This window comes from Cypionkella psychrotolerans (assembly GCF_001294535.1).
GTDB classification, from domain to species: Bacteria; Pseudomonadota; Alphaproteobacteria; order Rhodobacterales; family Rhodobacteraceae; genus Cypionkella; species Cypionkella psychrotolerans.
The window spans coordinates 37,671-51,912 of the sequence record NZ_LGIC01000035.1 but is presented as its reverse complement, the minus strand read 5'-3'; the positions used below and the strand labels follow the sequence as shown (position 1 = coordinate 51,912).

Annotated in this window: 17 protein-coding genes; 4 read left to right on the top strand and 13 right to left on the bottom strand. The window is 60.5% G+C overall.

The features are described from left to right. Positions 1-26 precede the first annotated feature (26 nt). Genes AKV04_RS08260 through AKV04_RS08250 form a run of 3 tightly spaced genes read left to right on the top strand, consistent with a single transcriptional unit; the run spans position 27 to position 2,276 of the window. Positions 27-329, top strand: a complete 303-nt coding sequence (locus AKV04_RS08260; RefSeq protein ID WP_054005987.1) for a virulence factor — start codon at positions 27-29, stop codon at positions 327-329. Between the two features lie 20 nt (positions 330-349). Continuing rightward, positions 350-1,264, top strand: a complete 915-nt coding sequence (locus AKV04_RS08255) for a methylenetetrahydrofolate reductase (protein ID WP_054005986.1) — start codon at positions 350-352, stop codon at positions 1,262-1,264. A gap of 34 nt (positions 1,265-1,298) precedes the next feature. Further along, positions 1,299-2,276, top strand: a complete 978-nt coding sequence (locus tag AKV04_RS08250) for a methyltetrahydrofolate cobalamin methyltransferase (RefSeq protein ID WP_054005985.1) — start codon at positions 1,299-1,301, stop codon at positions 2,274-2,276. Positions 2,277-2,324: 48 nt separating this feature from the next. Here AKV04_RS08250 and AKV04_RS08245 read toward each other — a convergent pair whose 3' ends face one another. The 11 genes from AKV04_RS08245 to AKV04_RS08195 form a co-directional block, all read right to left on the bottom strand. Next, a complete protein-coding gene (locus tag AKV04_RS08245; RefSeq protein ID WP_054005984.1) occupies positions 2,325-2,528 on the bottom strand; it encodes a hypothetical protein in 204 nt (67 codons plus the stop codon). Between the two features lie 3 nt (positions 2,529-2,531). Next, positions 2,532-3,173 (bottom strand): SMC-Scp complex subunit ScpB, encoded by a 642-nt coding sequence (gene scpB / locus AKV04_RS08240; protein WP_054005983.1) that lies wholly within the window; start codon positions 3,171-3,173, stop codon positions 2,532-2,534. Then, positions 3,170-3,967 carry a segregation and condensation protein A gene (locus AKV04_RS08235; RefSeq protein WP_054005982.1) on the bottom strand — a complete coding sequence of 266 codons (798 nt, stop codon included), beginning with the start codon at positions 3,965-3,967 and terminating at the stop codon, positions 3,170-3,172. Before AKV04_RS08235 ends, scpB begins: the two co-directional genes overlap by 4 nt. Beyond that, positions 3,960-4,967: a beta-N-acetylhexosaminidase gene (nagZ, locus tag AKV04_RS08230; RefSeq protein ID WP_054005981.1), complete on the bottom strand. Its 1,008-nt coding sequence runs from the start codon at positions 4,965-4,967 to the stop codon at positions 3,960-3,962. Before nagZ ends, AKV04_RS08235 begins: the two co-directional genes overlap by 8 nt. After that, the gene (locus AKV04_RS08225) at positions 4,964-6,037 is read right to left on the bottom strand and encodes an SPOR domain-containing protein (RefSeq protein WP_054005980.1); all 1,074 of its coding nucleotides are present in this window, start codon (positions 6,035-6,037) and stop codon (positions 4,964-4,966) included. Before AKV04_RS08225 ends, nagZ begins: the two co-directional genes overlap by 4 nt. Positions 6,038-6,121: 84 nt before the next feature. Next, positions 6,122-7,867, bottom strand: coding sequence for an arginine--tRNA ligase (gene argS, locus AKV04_RS08220; protein WP_054005979.1), 1,746 nt, complete (start codon positions 7,865-7,867; stop codon positions 6,122-6,124). An 88-nt stretch (positions 7,868-7,955) separates the two neighbouring features. Next, positions 7,956-8,441 (bottom strand): holin family protein, encoded by a 486-nt coding sequence (locus AKV04_RS08215; protein ID WP_054005978.1) that lies wholly within the window; start codon positions 8,439-8,441, stop codon positions 7,956-7,958. Beyond that, the gene (locus AKV04_RS08210) at positions 8,432-9,043 is read right to left on the bottom strand and encodes a holin-associated N-acetylmuramidase (protein ID WP_054005977.1); all 612 of its coding nucleotides are present in this window, start codon (positions 9,041-9,043) and stop codon (positions 8,432-8,434) included. The genes AKV04_RS08215 and AKV04_RS08210 overlap by 10 nt, the downstream gene beginning before the upstream one ends. A gap of 85 nt (positions 9,044-9,128) precedes the next feature. Further along, complete coding sequence (ccmE, locus tag AKV04_RS08205) at positions 9,129-9,581, bottom strand: cytochrome c maturation protein CcmE (protein ID WP_054005976.1); 453 nt, start codon at positions 9,579-9,581, stop codon at positions 9,129-9,131. Between the two features lie 9 nt (positions 9,582-9,590). Then, positions 9,591-10,619 (bottom strand): N-acetyl-gamma-glutamyl-phosphate reductase, encoded by a 1,029-nt coding sequence (gene argC, locus AKV04_RS08200; RefSeq protein WP_054005975.1) that lies wholly within the window; start codon positions 10,617-10,619, stop codon positions 9,591-9,593. Positions 10,620-10,678: 59 nt separating this feature from the next. Further along, on the bottom strand, positions 10,679-11,428 hold the full coding sequence (locus AKV04_RS08195; protein ID WP_054005974.1) for a DUF1684 domain-containing protein: 750 nt from the start codon (positions 11,426-11,428) through the stop codon (positions 10,679-10,681). Between the two features lie 291 nt (positions 11,429-11,719). Between AKV04_RS08195 and AKV04_RS08190 the strand changes: the two genes are divergently transcribed. Further along, complete coding sequence (locus AKV04_RS08190; protein WP_054005973.1) at positions 11,720-12,337, top strand: hypothetical protein; 618 nt, start codon at positions 11,720-11,722, stop codon at positions 12,335-12,337. A gap of 126 nt (positions 12,338-12,463) precedes the next feature. On the opposite strand, the gene AKV04_RS08185 is transcribed toward AKV04_RS08190, so the two are convergent. Together AKV04_RS08185 and AKV04_RS08180 are read right to left on the bottom strand one after the other, a co-directional pair. Beyond that, a complete protein-coding gene (locus tag AKV04_RS08185) occupies positions 12,464-13,276 on the bottom strand; it encodes a glutamate racemase (RefSeq protein WP_054005972.1) in 813 nt (270 codons plus the stop codon). A gap of 40 nt (positions 13,277-13,316) precedes the next feature. Further along, entirely contained in the window at positions 13,317-14,195 is an 879-nt protein-coding gene (locus tag AKV04_RS08180) for a lysophospholipid acyltransferase family protein (RefSeq protein WP_054005971.1), read from the bottom strand. Between the last annotated feature and the right edge of the window lie 47 nt (positions 14,196-14,242).

Sequence of the window (14,242 nt, the reverse complement as noted above, 5' to 3'; positions counted from 1 at the left end):
GACAAAATAGGTGGGGGGAATCAGCTATGCCGGATGTAACAGTGGTGTTTTGGCGCGATATTCCGGCGCAGGTGATTGTCGGTAAGGGGCGATCTGCGTCTAAGGTGCAACTGCCCGAGCGGTTTGAGCAAGCGATTGACCGCTGTGCCATGAAGATCGGCGCTAAAGGTGCCGACGCTTACTTGGCCGAATGGCGCAAGGCTGATCCCTATCCGGTGGAAGGCGAAGCCGCCGAGGTGGCTGCCGCCGAGGCCGCGCGCTTGGACACCACCTATGATACCGAGCGTCTGAAGACGCTGATCAACGCCGAGGGCTGGGCGCAGGCCTGACCGTTCTAAGGGAGGCCCGCGTGGCACTTAGCTTTTTCCGCAAAGAAACCAAACCCGCAGCCAACACCGACGCGAATGAAGCCTTTCTGAAGGGCTATTCGATTGAGGTGATGCCGCGCACCGCCGAAAAGGTGGAAGATTTCCGCGCTTTGCTGCCGAAAGGCACGCGGGTTTACATCGCCCATATCGAGGGCACGCCGATTGAAGATATGGTGGCCACCGCCAAGCGGATCGCGCACGAAGGCTTTGACGTGATGCCGCATTTCCCGGCGCGGATCATCCATGACAAGGCTACCTTGGCCGATTGGATCAAGCGCTACCAGACCGAGGCGGGTGTCAAGCAAGCGCTTTTGCTCGGGGGCGGTGTGAACACCCCGGCTGGCGATTTTGACAGCTCGATGCAGTTGATCGAAACCGGGCTGTTCGACGGCTTTGAGCGTCTGCACGTCGCGGGCCACCCCGAGGGCAACAAAGACATCGACAAGGACGGCGGCGATGCCATCGTGCTGGCTGCGCTGAAGTGGAAACAGGCGTTTTCCGAACGCTCTGATGCGAAAATGGCGATTGCGACGCAGTTCTGCTTTGAGGCTGCCCCGGTGATCGCTTGGGCCAACCGTCTGGCCGAGGCGGGCGTGCATCTACCGATCCATATTGGTGTGGCCGGTCCCGCCAAGCTGCAAACCCTGATCAAATTCGCGATTTCCTGTGGCGTTGGTGCTTCGCTGCGTGTGCTGCAAAAACGTGCTATGGACGTGACGAAACTGCTTTTGCCCTACGAGCCGACCGAGTTCATCGCAGGACTAGCTGCGCACAAAACGGCCAACCCGGCTTTCGGCATCGAGCAGGTTCACTTCTTCCCGCTCGGCGGCATCAAGACCAATGCCGCTTGGGTGACTGAAAATGGCGGTGCGTCTGGTGTGCCTGCAAACGCTTAAGAAACCCACAAACGCTTAAAGAGAAGGTTTAAGAATGACCCGTACCGTCATTGAATCCAAAACAAAAACCGTGATCATCGGTTTTGACGAGCCGTTCTGCGTGATCGGTGAGCGTATCAACCCAACGGGCCGTAAAAAGCTGGCCGCCGAAATGGAAGCCGGCAATTTTGAAACGGTTCTGCGTGACGCGCTAGAGCAGGTAGCTTGCGGTGCCAACATTCTGGACGTGAACTCGGGGGCGGTGTTCACCAACAAAATGGCCGAAGATCCGCGCTATGCCGACAATAACTTTGTCGAGCCGCCGTTGATGCGCGAATTGATCCTACGGATTCAGGCCGTGGTGGATGTGCCTTTGTGCATCGACAGCTCGGTTCCCGGCGCGTTGGAGGCTGGCTTGCAGTCTTGCGAGGGCCGCCCCCTGCTGAACTCGGTGACGGGGGAAGAAGACCGCATGGAACTGGTTCTGCCGCTGGTGAAGAAATACAACGTGCCGGTGGTGGCGATTTCCAACGATGACACCGGGATTTCGCAAGACCCCGATGTGCGGTTTGCGGTGGCGAAAAAGATCGTCGAGCGCGCCGCCGATTTCGGCATCCCGGCGCATGACATCGTGGTTGACCCGCTGGTGATGCCTGTGGGTGCGATGGGCTCGGCTGGCCAGCAGGTGTTCGCCTTGGTGCGCCGGCTGCGCGAAGAATTGGGCGTCAACACCACCTGTGGTGCCTCGAACATCTCGTTCGGTCTGCCGCACCGTCACGGCGTCAACGCCGCCTTCCTGCCGATGGCGATTGGCGCGGGCATGACCAGCGCCATCATGAACCCGGTACGCCTACCCGAGATGGAGGCGATTCGCGCCGCCAACTTCCTGATGAACCATGACGCCAATGGCGGCGAGTGGATCCGCTTTGCGAAGGTTCTGGAGGCTGTCGAGGCTGGGGCGACGTTTGCCGAGGCTTCGGCTGCGGCAACAGCGGCAACGTCAGGGCGTCGCGGTGGGCGTCGCGCGCGCTAAGCCTTTTAGATCAGTACCAAAAGGCCCGCCACTGGCGGGCCTTTTGCTTTAGCGGATGCGGCGGGTCAGCTTGGCCGCTTGCCGTGCGCGCTTCGCCATTTCCTTGCCCGCGCGGGCCTGTGCGTGATCTTCAGGCGTCATATCATCGGGCGACTTCCCCCTACGAGCCGCATAATCAACACCCTTATTAACGGCGGTGTTGACCAGCCGCCCCAAGAGTTTATTCAGGATCATCTGAATGATACGGTCCATGGCTTAGTCCTCAAACAATTCGCTTTGCCCGGTACTGGGCTGTTCTTCGTCTTCAGATGGGGTGGTCAACCCACCCGGCAAGGGGCGACTGTCGAGAAGCCCAGCCGCGCGCAATTCTTTCAGCCCCGGCAGATCGCGGGCGGATTCAAGGCCGAAGTGGTCAAGGAAGTGATCGGTCACCACAAAGGTCACCGGACGCCCCGGAGTCATCCGCCTGCGCCCCAACCTGATCCAGTCCAACTCCAACAGTTGGTCCACGGTGCCCCGGCTGACCGCGACACCGCGAATTTCCTCAATCTCGGCCCGCGTCACCGGCTGATGGTAAGCCACAATCGCCAGCGTCTCAATCGCCGCGCGCGACAGTTTGCGCTGCTCGGCGCTTTCCTTTTGCATCAAATGTCCAAGATCAGCAGCGGTGCGGAAGGCATAGGCATCGCCAACCTTGACCATATTCACCCCCCGCCCGTCATAGCGACGGCGCAGGGTCAACAGGGCCTCGGCGGGGTCACAGCCATGCGGCATCCGCTTGACCAGTTCGGCCAGAGTCACCGGCTCTGTCGAGGCAAACAGGATGGCTTCCACCATACGTTCCTGCTCACCCATCGGCGGCGCTTCGAACAGGCTTTTCTCAATCGGATCGGTCATTGTTCCGTCCTGCGGATCATCAGCGGGGCAAACACTTCACCCTGTTTGATCTGCACTTGGCCGCGTTTGGCCATTTCCAAAATCGCCGCAAAATGGGCGGCGGTGGCCGATCTGCGACGGGCGGGGGAAACCTCCCAGCCTTCGGGCATGAAGCTGGTCAAATCCGACCATTCCCCGGCATAACCCAGCAAGCCGCGCATCCGCTCCAACGCGTCTTCCATCGTGTAGACGTCTTTGCGATCAAAGGCATAGGGGCGGAATTCGTCGCGGGTTCGGATGCGGGCATAGGCGCGCATCAGATCGAGCAGCGTGGCGGAATAGCTGACATTGACCTTGCGGGTGACATCCTCGGGCACACCCCGCGCAAAGAAATCACGTCCCAACTGGTCACGCCCCATCAGGCGGGCAGCGGCCTCGCGCATGGCCGACAGCCGCTCCAACTGGAAGGCCAGATGCGCCGCCAAATCCTCAGCCGAAGGCCCCGCCTCACCGGGTTCTGGCGGTAGCAGCAGTCGCGACTTCAGAAAGGCGAGCCAAGCCGCCATCACCAGATAATCTGCGGCAAGCTCAATCCTTAACGCCTGCGCGCGCTGCACGAAGACCAGATACTGCTCGGCCAGCTGCAGCACCGAGATCTTGCGCAGATCGACCTTTTGCGTCCGCGACAGCATCAACAAAAGGTCCAACGGCCCCTCAAAACCATCGACATCAATGATCAGCGCTTCCGAGGCCAGCCTCTCGGCGGCCGGAATACGCTCTGCAGCGGCCCAGTCATCGGTATCCGTGTCAGCCATGCGCACCTTCGCCCAGCAGAGCCGAAAACTCAGCCTCCAGCGCGGCGATGTCAACGGATTTCGCCGGACGGCGTTGCGCAAGCGCTGCCACAGCACGCGTACGGGCGGCAGCCGTCATCACGCCTGCGGCAGCGGCGACCTCCAGCATTTCGGCCATATCGCCCTTGCAATGCAGCGCAATATCGCAGCCCGCCGTCATCGAGCGCGCCGCCCGCTGCCCCAAGCTGCCCGCCAGCGCCTGCATGTTCAGATCATCGGTGATCAGCAGGCCCGCAAAGCCGATCTCATCGCGGATCGCTTTGATCATCGCGGGCGATTGGGTGGCGGGCAGGCTGTCATAGGCCGAGAAGATGATATGCGCCGTCATCGCCATCGGCAGGTCGGCCAAAGCGCGGAACGGCGCGAAATCTGTGGCGTTCAGGGTGGCGCGGTCGGTGGTGACAGTGGGCAAATCGTGGTGGGTGTCGTTGATGGATCGGCCATGCCCCGGCATGTGTTTGACCACCGGCAGCACGCCCATCTCCAGATGCGCATCGGCGACGGCGCGGGCGATTTGGCTGACGGTTTCAACGTCTTGGCCATAGCAGCGATTGCGCAGGAACGGGTGGGTATTGGGGCCCGCAATGTCAGCAACAGGGGCGCAGTTGGCGTCAATGCCGACGGCGCGGAGTTCTGCAGCGATCACCAGCGAACGCAGCGCCATCACGCGGGCGGCGTTTGCTCCGGCTTTCTCTACGGTATCAAGCGGGGCGGCCCATTCACGCCAGTATGGCGCGCGCAGGCGCTGAACGCGGCCACCTTCTTGATCAACAAGGATGGGGGCGTCACGGCCAACGCTATCGCGCAAATCGGCAGTCAGGCGGGTAAGCTGTTCAGGAGTCTCAACATTCCGCGCAAACACGATGAAACCCAACGGATCATAATCGCGGAAGAAATCCCGCTCAGCTGCGGTCAGCGTCAGCCCGGCACAGCCGAAGATCGCGGCACCAGAGCCGATCATTTTTGGGCAACCGGGATGCACGAGGCGTTTTGAGCCAGCATCGCGGCGCAGAATTGCCGCGCCACATCTTCGTCGGCAAAACCATGCGCGCGCAAGCGGTAGAAGGTACGCCCGCCACTTTGCGCCGACTGCACGACCATGGCTTTGCCCGGCAGCAGATCCGGGAAGTCGGCTTGCAGCTTGGCCCATTCGGCACGCGCACTCACCTCATCGTCGAAGGCCCCGAGCTGTACCAGCCGGGTGCCCGCGGGGATAGTGCTGGGGTCGATTTCAGCCACGGCGGTGGTTGTTGCGACGGGAACCTGAGCGGCAGCCTCCGGTGCAGCTTCGGCGGTGGCGGCTGCGGGTTCAACGGCTGCGACCGCAGCGGCGCTACGGCTGGCTGGACGCAGCCTCGGGCGCACTGACTTCACCGGATCGGCGGCGGCAACCTCGGCCTCACTCAACCCGCCTTCTGCGGTTTCTCCGTCCGCCAAAGCGGCGGCGAGGGCTGCGGCAACTGCGTCTTCCTGGGTCGCAGGCAAAGGTGCAGTGACCGCAAGGCTTGTCGCATCCGCCCCCCCGGCACTGGGAGCAACCTCGGGCATAGCAGACGGAGCAATCTCAACGGGCGCAAGGCTTACCTGAGCCTGCGGTGCCACCTCGACCACTTCGGCACCACTTGCCAAAGGATCGGCGGCAGGCAGTTGCGACAATTCAGCGGTGCCTGCTTGATCTTCTGCTGTCAAAGCCACCTCTTTCGGCGCAAGGATCAGTTTATCCGGCAAAGGCAAAGCGGTTCCGGCAGCAGCCACAGCGTTGACCGATAGACCCTGATGCATCGCCACATCGCCACCGGGATTATCGGGCGCGATACGCAGCGGGCCTTCCAGCGCGCGGACCACCGGGATGCCGGAAACATCACGCACCGCCAGTTTATAGCCCCAGACGCCAAGCCCAATCACCAAAGCCACGGAACAGGCGGCCCCGGCCAAGTTTATCATCGCGCGGGCGCGCCCCGTCGCATAGCCAGAGGCTATCTCATGCTCGGCATAACCGCCGTCGAACTCATCGAAATCCACGTCCGCCATGTCTTGCCTCGCGTGCAAGGGCGATACATGCCACCCCTGCTTGTTATTTTGCCCTCTCCGGTCGGGCTGGTCAGACCTTGACACTTACCGCATTTCCTCAACCGGAGTGACGCCAAGGATACCAAGGCCGGCCGAAATCACAACGCCCGTGGCACGCGCGAGGGCGATTTTCGCCGAAGATGTTGCCGCATTACCCTCCTGGATAAAGCGCAGGCTGGTATCATCGTTGCCTTTGTTCCAAAGCGAATGGAATTCGGACGCCAGTTCATAGAGGTAAAACGCAATACGGTGCGGCTCGTTGCCCTTGGCGGCGATCTCGACCAAGCGCGGCCATTCGGCGAGTTTCTGCGCCATAGCGATCTCAGCAGGGTGGCTCAGAATGGCCAGATCGGCGTTTGCCAAAGCCGCATCGCTGCAATCAATCCCGGCCTCACGCGACTTGCGCAGCACCGAGTTGATCCGGGCATTGGCATATTGCACATAGAACACCGGGTTGTCTTTCGACTGCTCCAGCACCTTGGCGAAATCGAAATCCAAGGTCACGTCGTTCTTGCGGGTCAGCATCATAAAGCGGGTCACATCCGCGCCCGCTTGTTCGACCACATCGCGGAGGGTCACAAAGGTGCCTGCCCGCTTTGACATCTTGAACGGCTCGCCATTCTTATAAAGCTTCACCAGCTGCACCAGCTTGATATCCAACGGAACTTTACCATTGGACAGGGCCGAAACCGCCGCCTTCATCCGCTTGACATATCCGCCGTGATCGGCACCAAAAATGTCGATCAGCTCGTCAAAACCGCGCTGCACCTTGTTGTAGTGATAGGCTATGTCGGGGGCAAAATAGGTCCACGATCCATCTGATTTCATCACCGGGCGGTCGCTGTCATCTCCATGCGCAGAGGAACGGAACAGGGTCTGGACACGGGGTTCCCAGTCTTCCAGAAGCTTACCCTTCGGCGGTTCCAGCGTGCCTTCATAGATCAGATCCATGTCACGCAGGGCTTGGATCGCAGCCTCAATCTGCCCGGTGCCATACAGCGCCTTTTCCGACGAATATACGTCCATCTTGACGCCCAAAGCCGCCAGATCGCCGCGAATTTCTTCCATCATCATCTCAGACGCGATTTCGCGAATGTCGGCCAGCCAGACCTCCTCGCCCTTATCGAGCAGACTGGTGCCGAATTTCGCCTTCAACGCCTCGCCCACCGGGATCAGATAATCGCCGGGATAAAGCCCCTCGCGGATTTCAGGCTCCAGCCCATTGGCCTCACGATACCGCTCGTAAGCCGAGCGCGCCAACACATCAACCTGCGCGCCTGCATCGTTGATGTAATATTCGCGGGTGACATTCCAGCCCGAGAATGCCAGTAGCCGCGCCAGCGCATCTCCGAACACGGCACCGCGCACGTGCCCGACATGCATCGGGCCAGTCGGGTTGGCAGAGACGAACTCGACGTTGACTTTGCGCCCTGCCCCAGCACTGGATTTGCCAAACGCCAACCCTTCCGTCAGCGCCGCTTTCACCACGCCCTGCCAGACATTCGCCGCCAGCCGCAGGTTCAAGAACCCTGGCCCCGCCACTTCGGCCCCGGTCAGGCGCGGGTCCAGCACCAGCTTGGCAGCCAAAGCCTCGGCAATCGCACGCGGCTGCATACCGGCGGGTTTCGCCAACACCATCGCCGCATTGGTCGCCATATCGCCATGCGCCGGATCGCGCGGCGGCTCGACCGCCACCTGTGCAAAGTCCAGACCAGTGGGCAAAACGCCCTCGGCGGCCAAAGCCGTCAGGCTGTCGGTCACCAAGCTGCGGATTTCGGCAAAGAGGTTCATTTGATCAATTCCTGTCTCGTTGGTTTGGCAATGCCAGAGCCAGCAAGACAGGTCAAGGACAGCCCCGGTTTTGGGGCCGTTTAGGCGGCTAGTTTTGCTCAAAACGCCAATCATCCAAGGCGGGATTGGCATCAGAGGCCGCGGTGGTTGGATTCAGCCCCGCAGTCACGCTGACCGGGCGATTGCGAAAGTAATGTGTCTCACGCGCGCCAAAGTAAAACGCCACGACTGCACCGAGCAGCCACCAAAGCGGTTCCGGCACCGCATTCAACCCCATCATACGCAAAGCAAAATCCGGCGGGTCAATCATCGCATAAACGAACAGACCAATGGTGCCAAACGCCAGAAGCGGGCGCGGCAGGCGGTTTAACCCGTTAATCAAGCGGTCGAAACCACTGGTCGAGGCGTTGCTGAATTCATCACCAAATTGCTCTAACGCCGCCGCTTGCGCCTGTGCCGACAGCTCCATCCGCTTGGTCGCCGACGGGACGAACACCTCTGCCACGCCCTTGGCGGCATCGCCCAAAGCCGCCACCGCACCCGGCGCGTTCAAAACTGTGCCGATCAATCCCATGCTGCCACCCGTGCGTGATGTTGCGCCTCTGTCAGCCGATATTTCGGCGCGATAAACTCCTCGGCGCGCGTGATCCAACCGCCCTTGCCGCCATCACGGCGGCGCGCATATTTACGGCTGGCGGGACGGGCATCGGCCAGAGCGTAATAATAATTCCGCCGTGCAATTCCGTAGGCGTCTGCAAGGTGGCTGGGGGCAGCTTCTGCGGCCATCTGCGCCGCGCGAATGGTCTGCGGACCAATCTGAGCATCCGCATTGCAGGGAAATCCCATGCTGGTCAGCAACCGCTGCAACACCTTCACCGCATTTGCGCCTGCGTTGACATACATATCGAAAACGGACGCTTGCAAGACCTCGGGCAGCGCGCCAATGCCAGTGCGCCGGTAGCAATGTTCGACATAGATATCAACCGCTTGGGCGGGGGTCAGCGCCCGCACATCGGTCACATCAATGCGCGTGTCGCGGGTGATATCAATCCCCAATCGCCGCAGGGTATTCAGGGTAACTCCGTGGTTTGTGGCGCCGCCCGGATCATCGGGATCGTTCACAAAACCGCCCTCGCGCGCGACAATCTCAGCCGCCAGTTCCCGCACAGATTTCATCGCATCTCCCCTTGGATTGCCGGGGGCTATGCTGGCGCGAAGCGGTTAACCTGCTGCGAGTGAAGCGCGCGCTGGTACTGCAGAACTACTTCTGCGGCGCGACGTAAACGCCCTGCGCTTTCAAAGCGTCAACCACCTCTTTTGGCATGTAATTCTCATCATGCTTTGCGAGAATTTCACTGGCGACAAAGGTATCGCCCTCCATCTCTCCGGTGCCGACCATGCCCGCGCCTTCGGCAAACAGATCGGGCAGAACTCCGGTAAACTTCACAGGCACGGTCTTGTTGGTATCGGTCACGCTGAAGGTGATCGTTTCCCCCTGCCCGCGCACCAAGGTGCCCTTTTCGACCAGCCCGCCGATGCGAAACACCTCACCCGCGCGCGGCGGATCGGACAGAACCTGACTGGGCGAGCGGAAAAAGTTGATACCGTCGCGCATGGCATAGCCAATCAGCGCGGTTGAGGCCGCCAGCAGCACAAATGCAAACAGGATCAACTGCACGCGGCGGCGTTTTTTTAGCCCCTTTAACCCAGCCATATCAGCCCCTTACGGGAACATCGGTGCTAACATCAGCCCCGACGTTTCCTCAATTCCCAGCATCAGATTGGCGTTCTGGATCGCCTGCCCCGACGAGCCTTTCGTCAGATTGTCCAACACAGCCACCACCACAGCGCGGCCCGGAACCCGATCCCCGACCACGCCGATATGGCAGTAGTTAGAGCCTGCAATGTCGCGCGTCGAGGGGAGTGCGCCAAAGGGTAGCACCTGCAAGAACGGCTCGGCTGCATAAACGTCGGTCAGCACCTGATGAATGACCTTCGCGTCGCCCTGCACATAGGTGGTCGCCAGAATCCCGCGGTTCATCGGCAGCAGATGCGGCGAAAACTGAATATGAACAGGCCGTCCGGCGAGTTTAGAAAACTCCTGATCAAACTCGCCCAAATGGCGGTGCTTGCCACCCATCGAATAGGTATGCGTGCCGCCGGAAAGTTCCGCGTGCAGCAGGTTTTCCTTTAGCGACCGCCCAGCCCCGGATACTCCGGCTTTAAGGTCGATCAGGATATGGTCCAGATCAATCACCCCCGCCGAAATTAGCGGCCGCAGCGCGTACTGCCCGGTCGCGGCGTTGCAACCCGTCCCTGCCACCAGACGCCCCTTGCGGATATCGTCGCGGTAAAACTCGGTCAGACCATAGACGGCTTCTTTTTGCAGGTCGGTGGCTGTGTGGGCTTGGCCATACCACTTCTCATACTCTGCCGGATCACGCAGCCGGAAGTCAGCCGACAAATCGACAATCTTCAAATCGCGCGGCAGGGCCGAGATGACAACTTGGGTGGTCGCGTGGGGCAGCGCGCAGAAACACAGATCAACGCCTGAAAAGTCGATCTCATCAATCTTTTGCAAGCGCGGAAGATCAAGGTGACGCAGGAACGGAAAGACTTCGGCCATCGCCATCCCCGCTTTACGGTCGGCAGAAAGCGCAACTATTTTCATCTCGGGATGCGTGGCGATCAGGCGGACAAGCTCGGCACCAGTGTAACCTGAAGCTCCGAGAATGGCGATGCGATGGGTCATGGCTGCCTCCGTTTTGGTGGCGCAGATGTGGCGTTTGGGGGGGGCAGATGCAAGTGAAATTATGGTGTCAGGCGCTCGCCAGCCTCAACCCGAAACGGCAGGATATTGTCGCGAGGCGGCAGCGGGCAGATCGCGAAATCGGTGAAGCCGCAGGGCGGGGTGAAGGCGCGGTTGAAATCGAGGGTGATTTCGGTGTCGGTCGCGTCCTCACCGATCAGGAATCGCGAGGCGGGGTAGGTTTCTTTTCCGCTGGTCTGGTCACGGATCACGAACATGGGTTTGCCGTCTTTCCAATGGGTCGCAAGCAGCGTGATGGCGTGGCTTTGGTAGGTGAAATGCGCGGTGTGGGTGAGTTGGACAGTGGTTTGCGCGCCGCCTTTTTGGTCGATGGATTGTTGGATCGGGGTGGGCAGGGTTTGCCAGCGGGCGCGGATGATCAAGGATGGGTTGGTGGGGAAGTAGTGGAGCGTTGCTTGGCGTGGCAGGGTGAGGTCGCGGACGCGGAGGGCTGGGGTGCCGTCTACGGTGTGGAGTTCTAGCAGGAGGGTTTCAGTGCGGAGTTGGGGGAAGCCTGCTGGGGTGGGGAGGAAGGGGATCGGGGCGGCACCGGGGGGTGTCAGGGTTTCGGTGGTGTGGTCGATCAGGCCGAGATGGGCGGGACCGGTGGAGAGGTGGATTTGATTATCGGGGGCGGTGCCTGCGGATTGGGGGCCGGGGGTAAGCTCGACCCGGTCGGTGAGGTTGAGCCAGCCGTCCTCGGCTTGCAGGGCTTTCAGGCGGGCGGCGCGGTGTTGGGTTAGGGGGAGCATTGTGGGGGCCTTTTTGGCTGGTCCCAACTCGGGACCTTTTTTTATTGTTTGGATTCAAGGGGGTGGGGTGGTGGATTTAAGGATTTGTTAAGGTTTGGCTGGGTGAGTGATGAGCAAAGGAAGTGTTGCGCTGAAGCACACCCTACCTTGTTATCAGGATCACACTGGATGAATTGCGGATGACTTTCCAGCGATCTGGCGCAGGTTTCACCTTCATTTTCAAGGGTTGCCGCGCGGTTGTAGACTTCATCGAATGCCACGCTATTGTTTCGAAAAGTGAGGGGTCCGTCGATGCCGTTTCTTCTATCTGGCCATATGAATGGCATATGTGTCGTCACTCCGCAAACCCCACACAGAAAGTGTCAGGGCTGCGGGCTTATTCTTGAAGTTGAGCCAGTCGGCCTTGATACGGAGCATCGCGCAACGACCGGCGATCTGTCTATGACATCAGATGGCTTCTGGATTGCGACCGCTAAGTTTAAGCGGATGGTGGAGGAGGCTGATCTTGAGGGGGTCGCGTTTTTGCCGCTGTCGAGAAAGCAATTTGTGTTTTTGCCAAAGCGCGCTGTGCGGCTGCATGGCGGTGGCTTTGAACAAGAACCTCACGGACCAATTTGTGACGCGTGCGGCCATCCAAAACAACATACTGCAAAATCTTTTACGTTGGCATTGGGGCGCGATGAGGTTCTTGGCCGATCAGAAATAGTGAGCGCTCAAAGCAATTTCGTCATGAGAACTATTGGGAAAAAGAATCTTGCATTCTTCGACTCCCCAATACTGGTGGGAGATGGTGTTGCAGAAGCCTTGAAGGGAAAACGGTTGCGAGGGTTGGCATTTGTCAAGATGGTCAGCGCCGATATTCTTGACGCAAAGGAACGCGATATGGGTGGAAAAGATATGGCGGGGTGAACCCCGCCCTACCCAGCGCATTGCAGCGTCGCGCGGGTGGAAGGCTGGGGAGGCTCTGCGGGGAGTATTTGGGCCAATGTGAATTTGTTGGGATTGAGGGTGGTGCTCTGAAGCGCACCCTACGGGTCAGGCGGCCTCAAAGGTGACTTTCTTGCGGAGGAATTGCGTGGCTTTGTTGGAGACGGACGCAGCGTCGCCAGTCGTGATGAATTTGCTTTGCGTGCCCTGCCCCAGCATTTCGGGGCGTCTTGTGAGGTAGTCCGCGAGGGATTCGGCGACGAGGTTGGCTTGGGAGTAGACTTTCACCTCTGGCCCTAGTGCTTCGGCGAAGGTTTTTTCCATCAGCGGGTAGTGGGTGCAGCCGAGGATTGCGGCTTGCGGGTGGGGCATCCGGCGTTTGAGGGCCTCGACATGGCTGCGCACGAGGGCTTCGGCGAGGATTTCATCGCCTTGCTCGATGGCGTCCACCACTCCGCCGCAGGGTTGGGCTTCGACATCGACGCCGATGGCGCGGAAGGCCAATTCGCGCTGGAAGGCGCGGGAGGCGACGGTGGCAGGGGTGGCGAACAGGGCCACATGTTTGACGCTGACTTCGCGGGGCGGCGAGTTGTCGCCCCATTGGCGTTCGGTCAGCGCCTCAATCAGCGGCACGAATACGCCGAGGACGCGCTTTTCGGGGGGGAGCCAGGTTTCCTGCATGCGTTTGAGGGCTGCGGCGGAGGCGGTGTTGCAGGCGAGGATGACCAGATCGCAGCCCTCGGCCCAGAGGCGTTCGGTGGCGGCGCAGGTCAGGTTGAAAATGTCGTCATGGGTGCGCACGCCATAGGGCGCGTGGGCGTTGTCGCCGAAATAGACGAAGGGGGTGTCGGGGAGACGCTTTGTCAGTGCGTCCAGCACTGTCAGCCCGCCGATGCCGCTGTCGAATACGCCTACTGCCATCTTTGCCCCCTGCCCGCTTTCGCAGTCTTGAGGCTGCGGTTTAGCGGGATTTGTATTTCGCCTCGAATTCGTAGCCGTGAGCATAAGAGGGAAGTGGCGCGGGTGAAAGGGCGTAGGTGGCTTGGCGCAGGGTTTCCATCATCGCGGTGAGGTCGGATTTCAGGGATTGGATGGTGTCGGCGGGGATCGGTTGGCCGATCACAAGGCGGACGGGGGTGTCAGTGCGGGATTTGAACTCTTTCAGCAGCATGGCGACGCGCAGGTTGGCGTGGACGCGGGAGGCGAGTTGAAACAGGCGCGAGTTGTGGCCCTCAAAGTATATGGGAACCACGGTGGCATTGGATTTGGCGATCATCTTGGCGGTGAAGTTGCGCCAGCCTGGGTCCATCGGGCGGGAGAATGGTTTGAGTGAGGTGGAGACTGTGCCGCCGGGGAAGATGCCGATCGCGCCGCCTTCGCTGAGGTATTGCAGGGCGGTGGCGCGGGTTTGCAGGTTGAGTTTGACGGACTCTTTGGTCTCATCGAACGAAATCGGCAGCAGGACTTTGTTCAGCGCCTCGGCGCGGCGGAAGACCGCGTTCGACAGGATGCGGAAATCGCCTCGGATCGCATCCAGCAGATGGCCCATCATCAGGCCGTCGAGGATGCCGTAGGGGTGGTTGGCGATCAGCACCAGTGGGCCTGCGGTGGGGATGTTGGCAGGGCTGCCTGCGATGAGGTCGAGGCTGAGGCCGTAGCGCTCGGGGATGACTTGCCAGAACGAGCGGCCTTGCGCGATGTCATGTTCGTAACCAGCGGCGCGCTCGATCAGGTGGCGGCGGCCAGAGACGTTTTCCAGCACACGGATCAACGCGCGACCGGGGCGGGTGCGGGCCGAGGTGGCGTAGGAAATGTCGCGGCTGATGTTAGTTTGCAGCATGGGAACCTCGGGGGTTTGCACGGGCGGCATGGCGGGTTTGTGACAGG

Bases quoted from the DNA above. Each gene is read 5' to 3' on its own strand.
- AKV04_RS08245 (WP_054005984.1), bottom strand. From the start codon at position 2,528: ATGGACCGTATCATTCAGATGATCCTGAATAAACTCTTGGGGCGGCTG.
- AKV04_RS08210 (WP_054005977.1), bottom strand. From the start codon at position 9,043: ATGAAATCTGTGCGGGAACTGGCGGCTGAGATTGTCGCGCGCGAGGGC.
- AKV04_RS08190 (WP_054005973.1), top strand. From the start codon at position 11,720: ATGCCGTTTCTTCTATCTGGCCATATGAATGGCATATGTGTCGTCACT.
- argC (WP_054005975.1), bottom strand. From the start codon at position 10,619: ATGACCCATCGCATCGCCATTCTCGGAGCTTCAGGTTACACTGGTGCC.
- AKV04_RS08185 (WP_054005972.1), bottom strand. From the start codon at position 13,276: ATGGCAGTAGGCGTATTCGACAGCGGCATCGGCGGGCTGACAGTGCTG.
- ccmE (WP_054005976.1), bottom strand. From the start codon at position 9,581: ATGGCTGGGTTAAAGGGGCTAAAAAAACGCCGCCGCGTGCAGTTGATC.
- argS (WP_054005979.1), bottom strand. From the start codon at position 7,867: ATGAACCTCTTTGCCGAAATCCGCAGCTTGGTGACCGACAGCCTGACG.
- AKV04_RS08235 (WP_054005982.1), bottom strand. From the start codon at position 3,967: ATGGCTGACACGGATACCGATGACTGGGCCGCTGCAGAGCGTATTCCG.
- AKV04_RS08195 (WP_054005974.1), bottom strand. From the start codon at position 11,428: ATGCTCCCCCTAACCCAACACCGCGCCGCCCGCCTGAAAGCCCTGCAA.
- AKV04_RS08225 (WP_054005980.1), bottom strand. From the start codon at position 6,037: ATGGCGGACGTGGATTTCGATGAGTTCGACGGCGGTTATGCCGAGCAT.
- scpB (WP_054005983.1), bottom strand. From the start codon at position 3,173: ATGACCGATCCGATTGAGAAAAGCCTGTTCGAAGCGCCGCCGATGGGT.
- AKV04_RS08260 (WP_054005987.1), top strand. From the start codon at position 27: ATGCCGGATGTAACAGTGGTGTTTTGGCGCGATATTCCGGCGCAGGTG.
- AKV04_RS08250 (WP_054005985.1), top strand. From the start codon at position 1,299: ATGACCCGTACCGTCATTGAATCCAAAACAAAAACCGTGATCATCGGT.
- AKV04_RS08180 (WP_054005971.1), bottom strand. From the start codon at position 14,195: ATGCTGCAAACTAACATCAGCCGCGACATTTCCTACGCCACCTCGGCC.
- nagZ (WP_054005981.1), bottom strand. From the start codon at position 4,967: ATGATCGGCTCTGGTGCCGCGATCTTCGGCTGTGCCGGGCTGACGCTG.
- AKV04_RS08215 (WP_054005978.1), bottom strand. From the start codon at position 8,441: ATGGGATTGATCGGCACAGTTTTGAACGCGCCGGGTGCGGTGGCGGCT.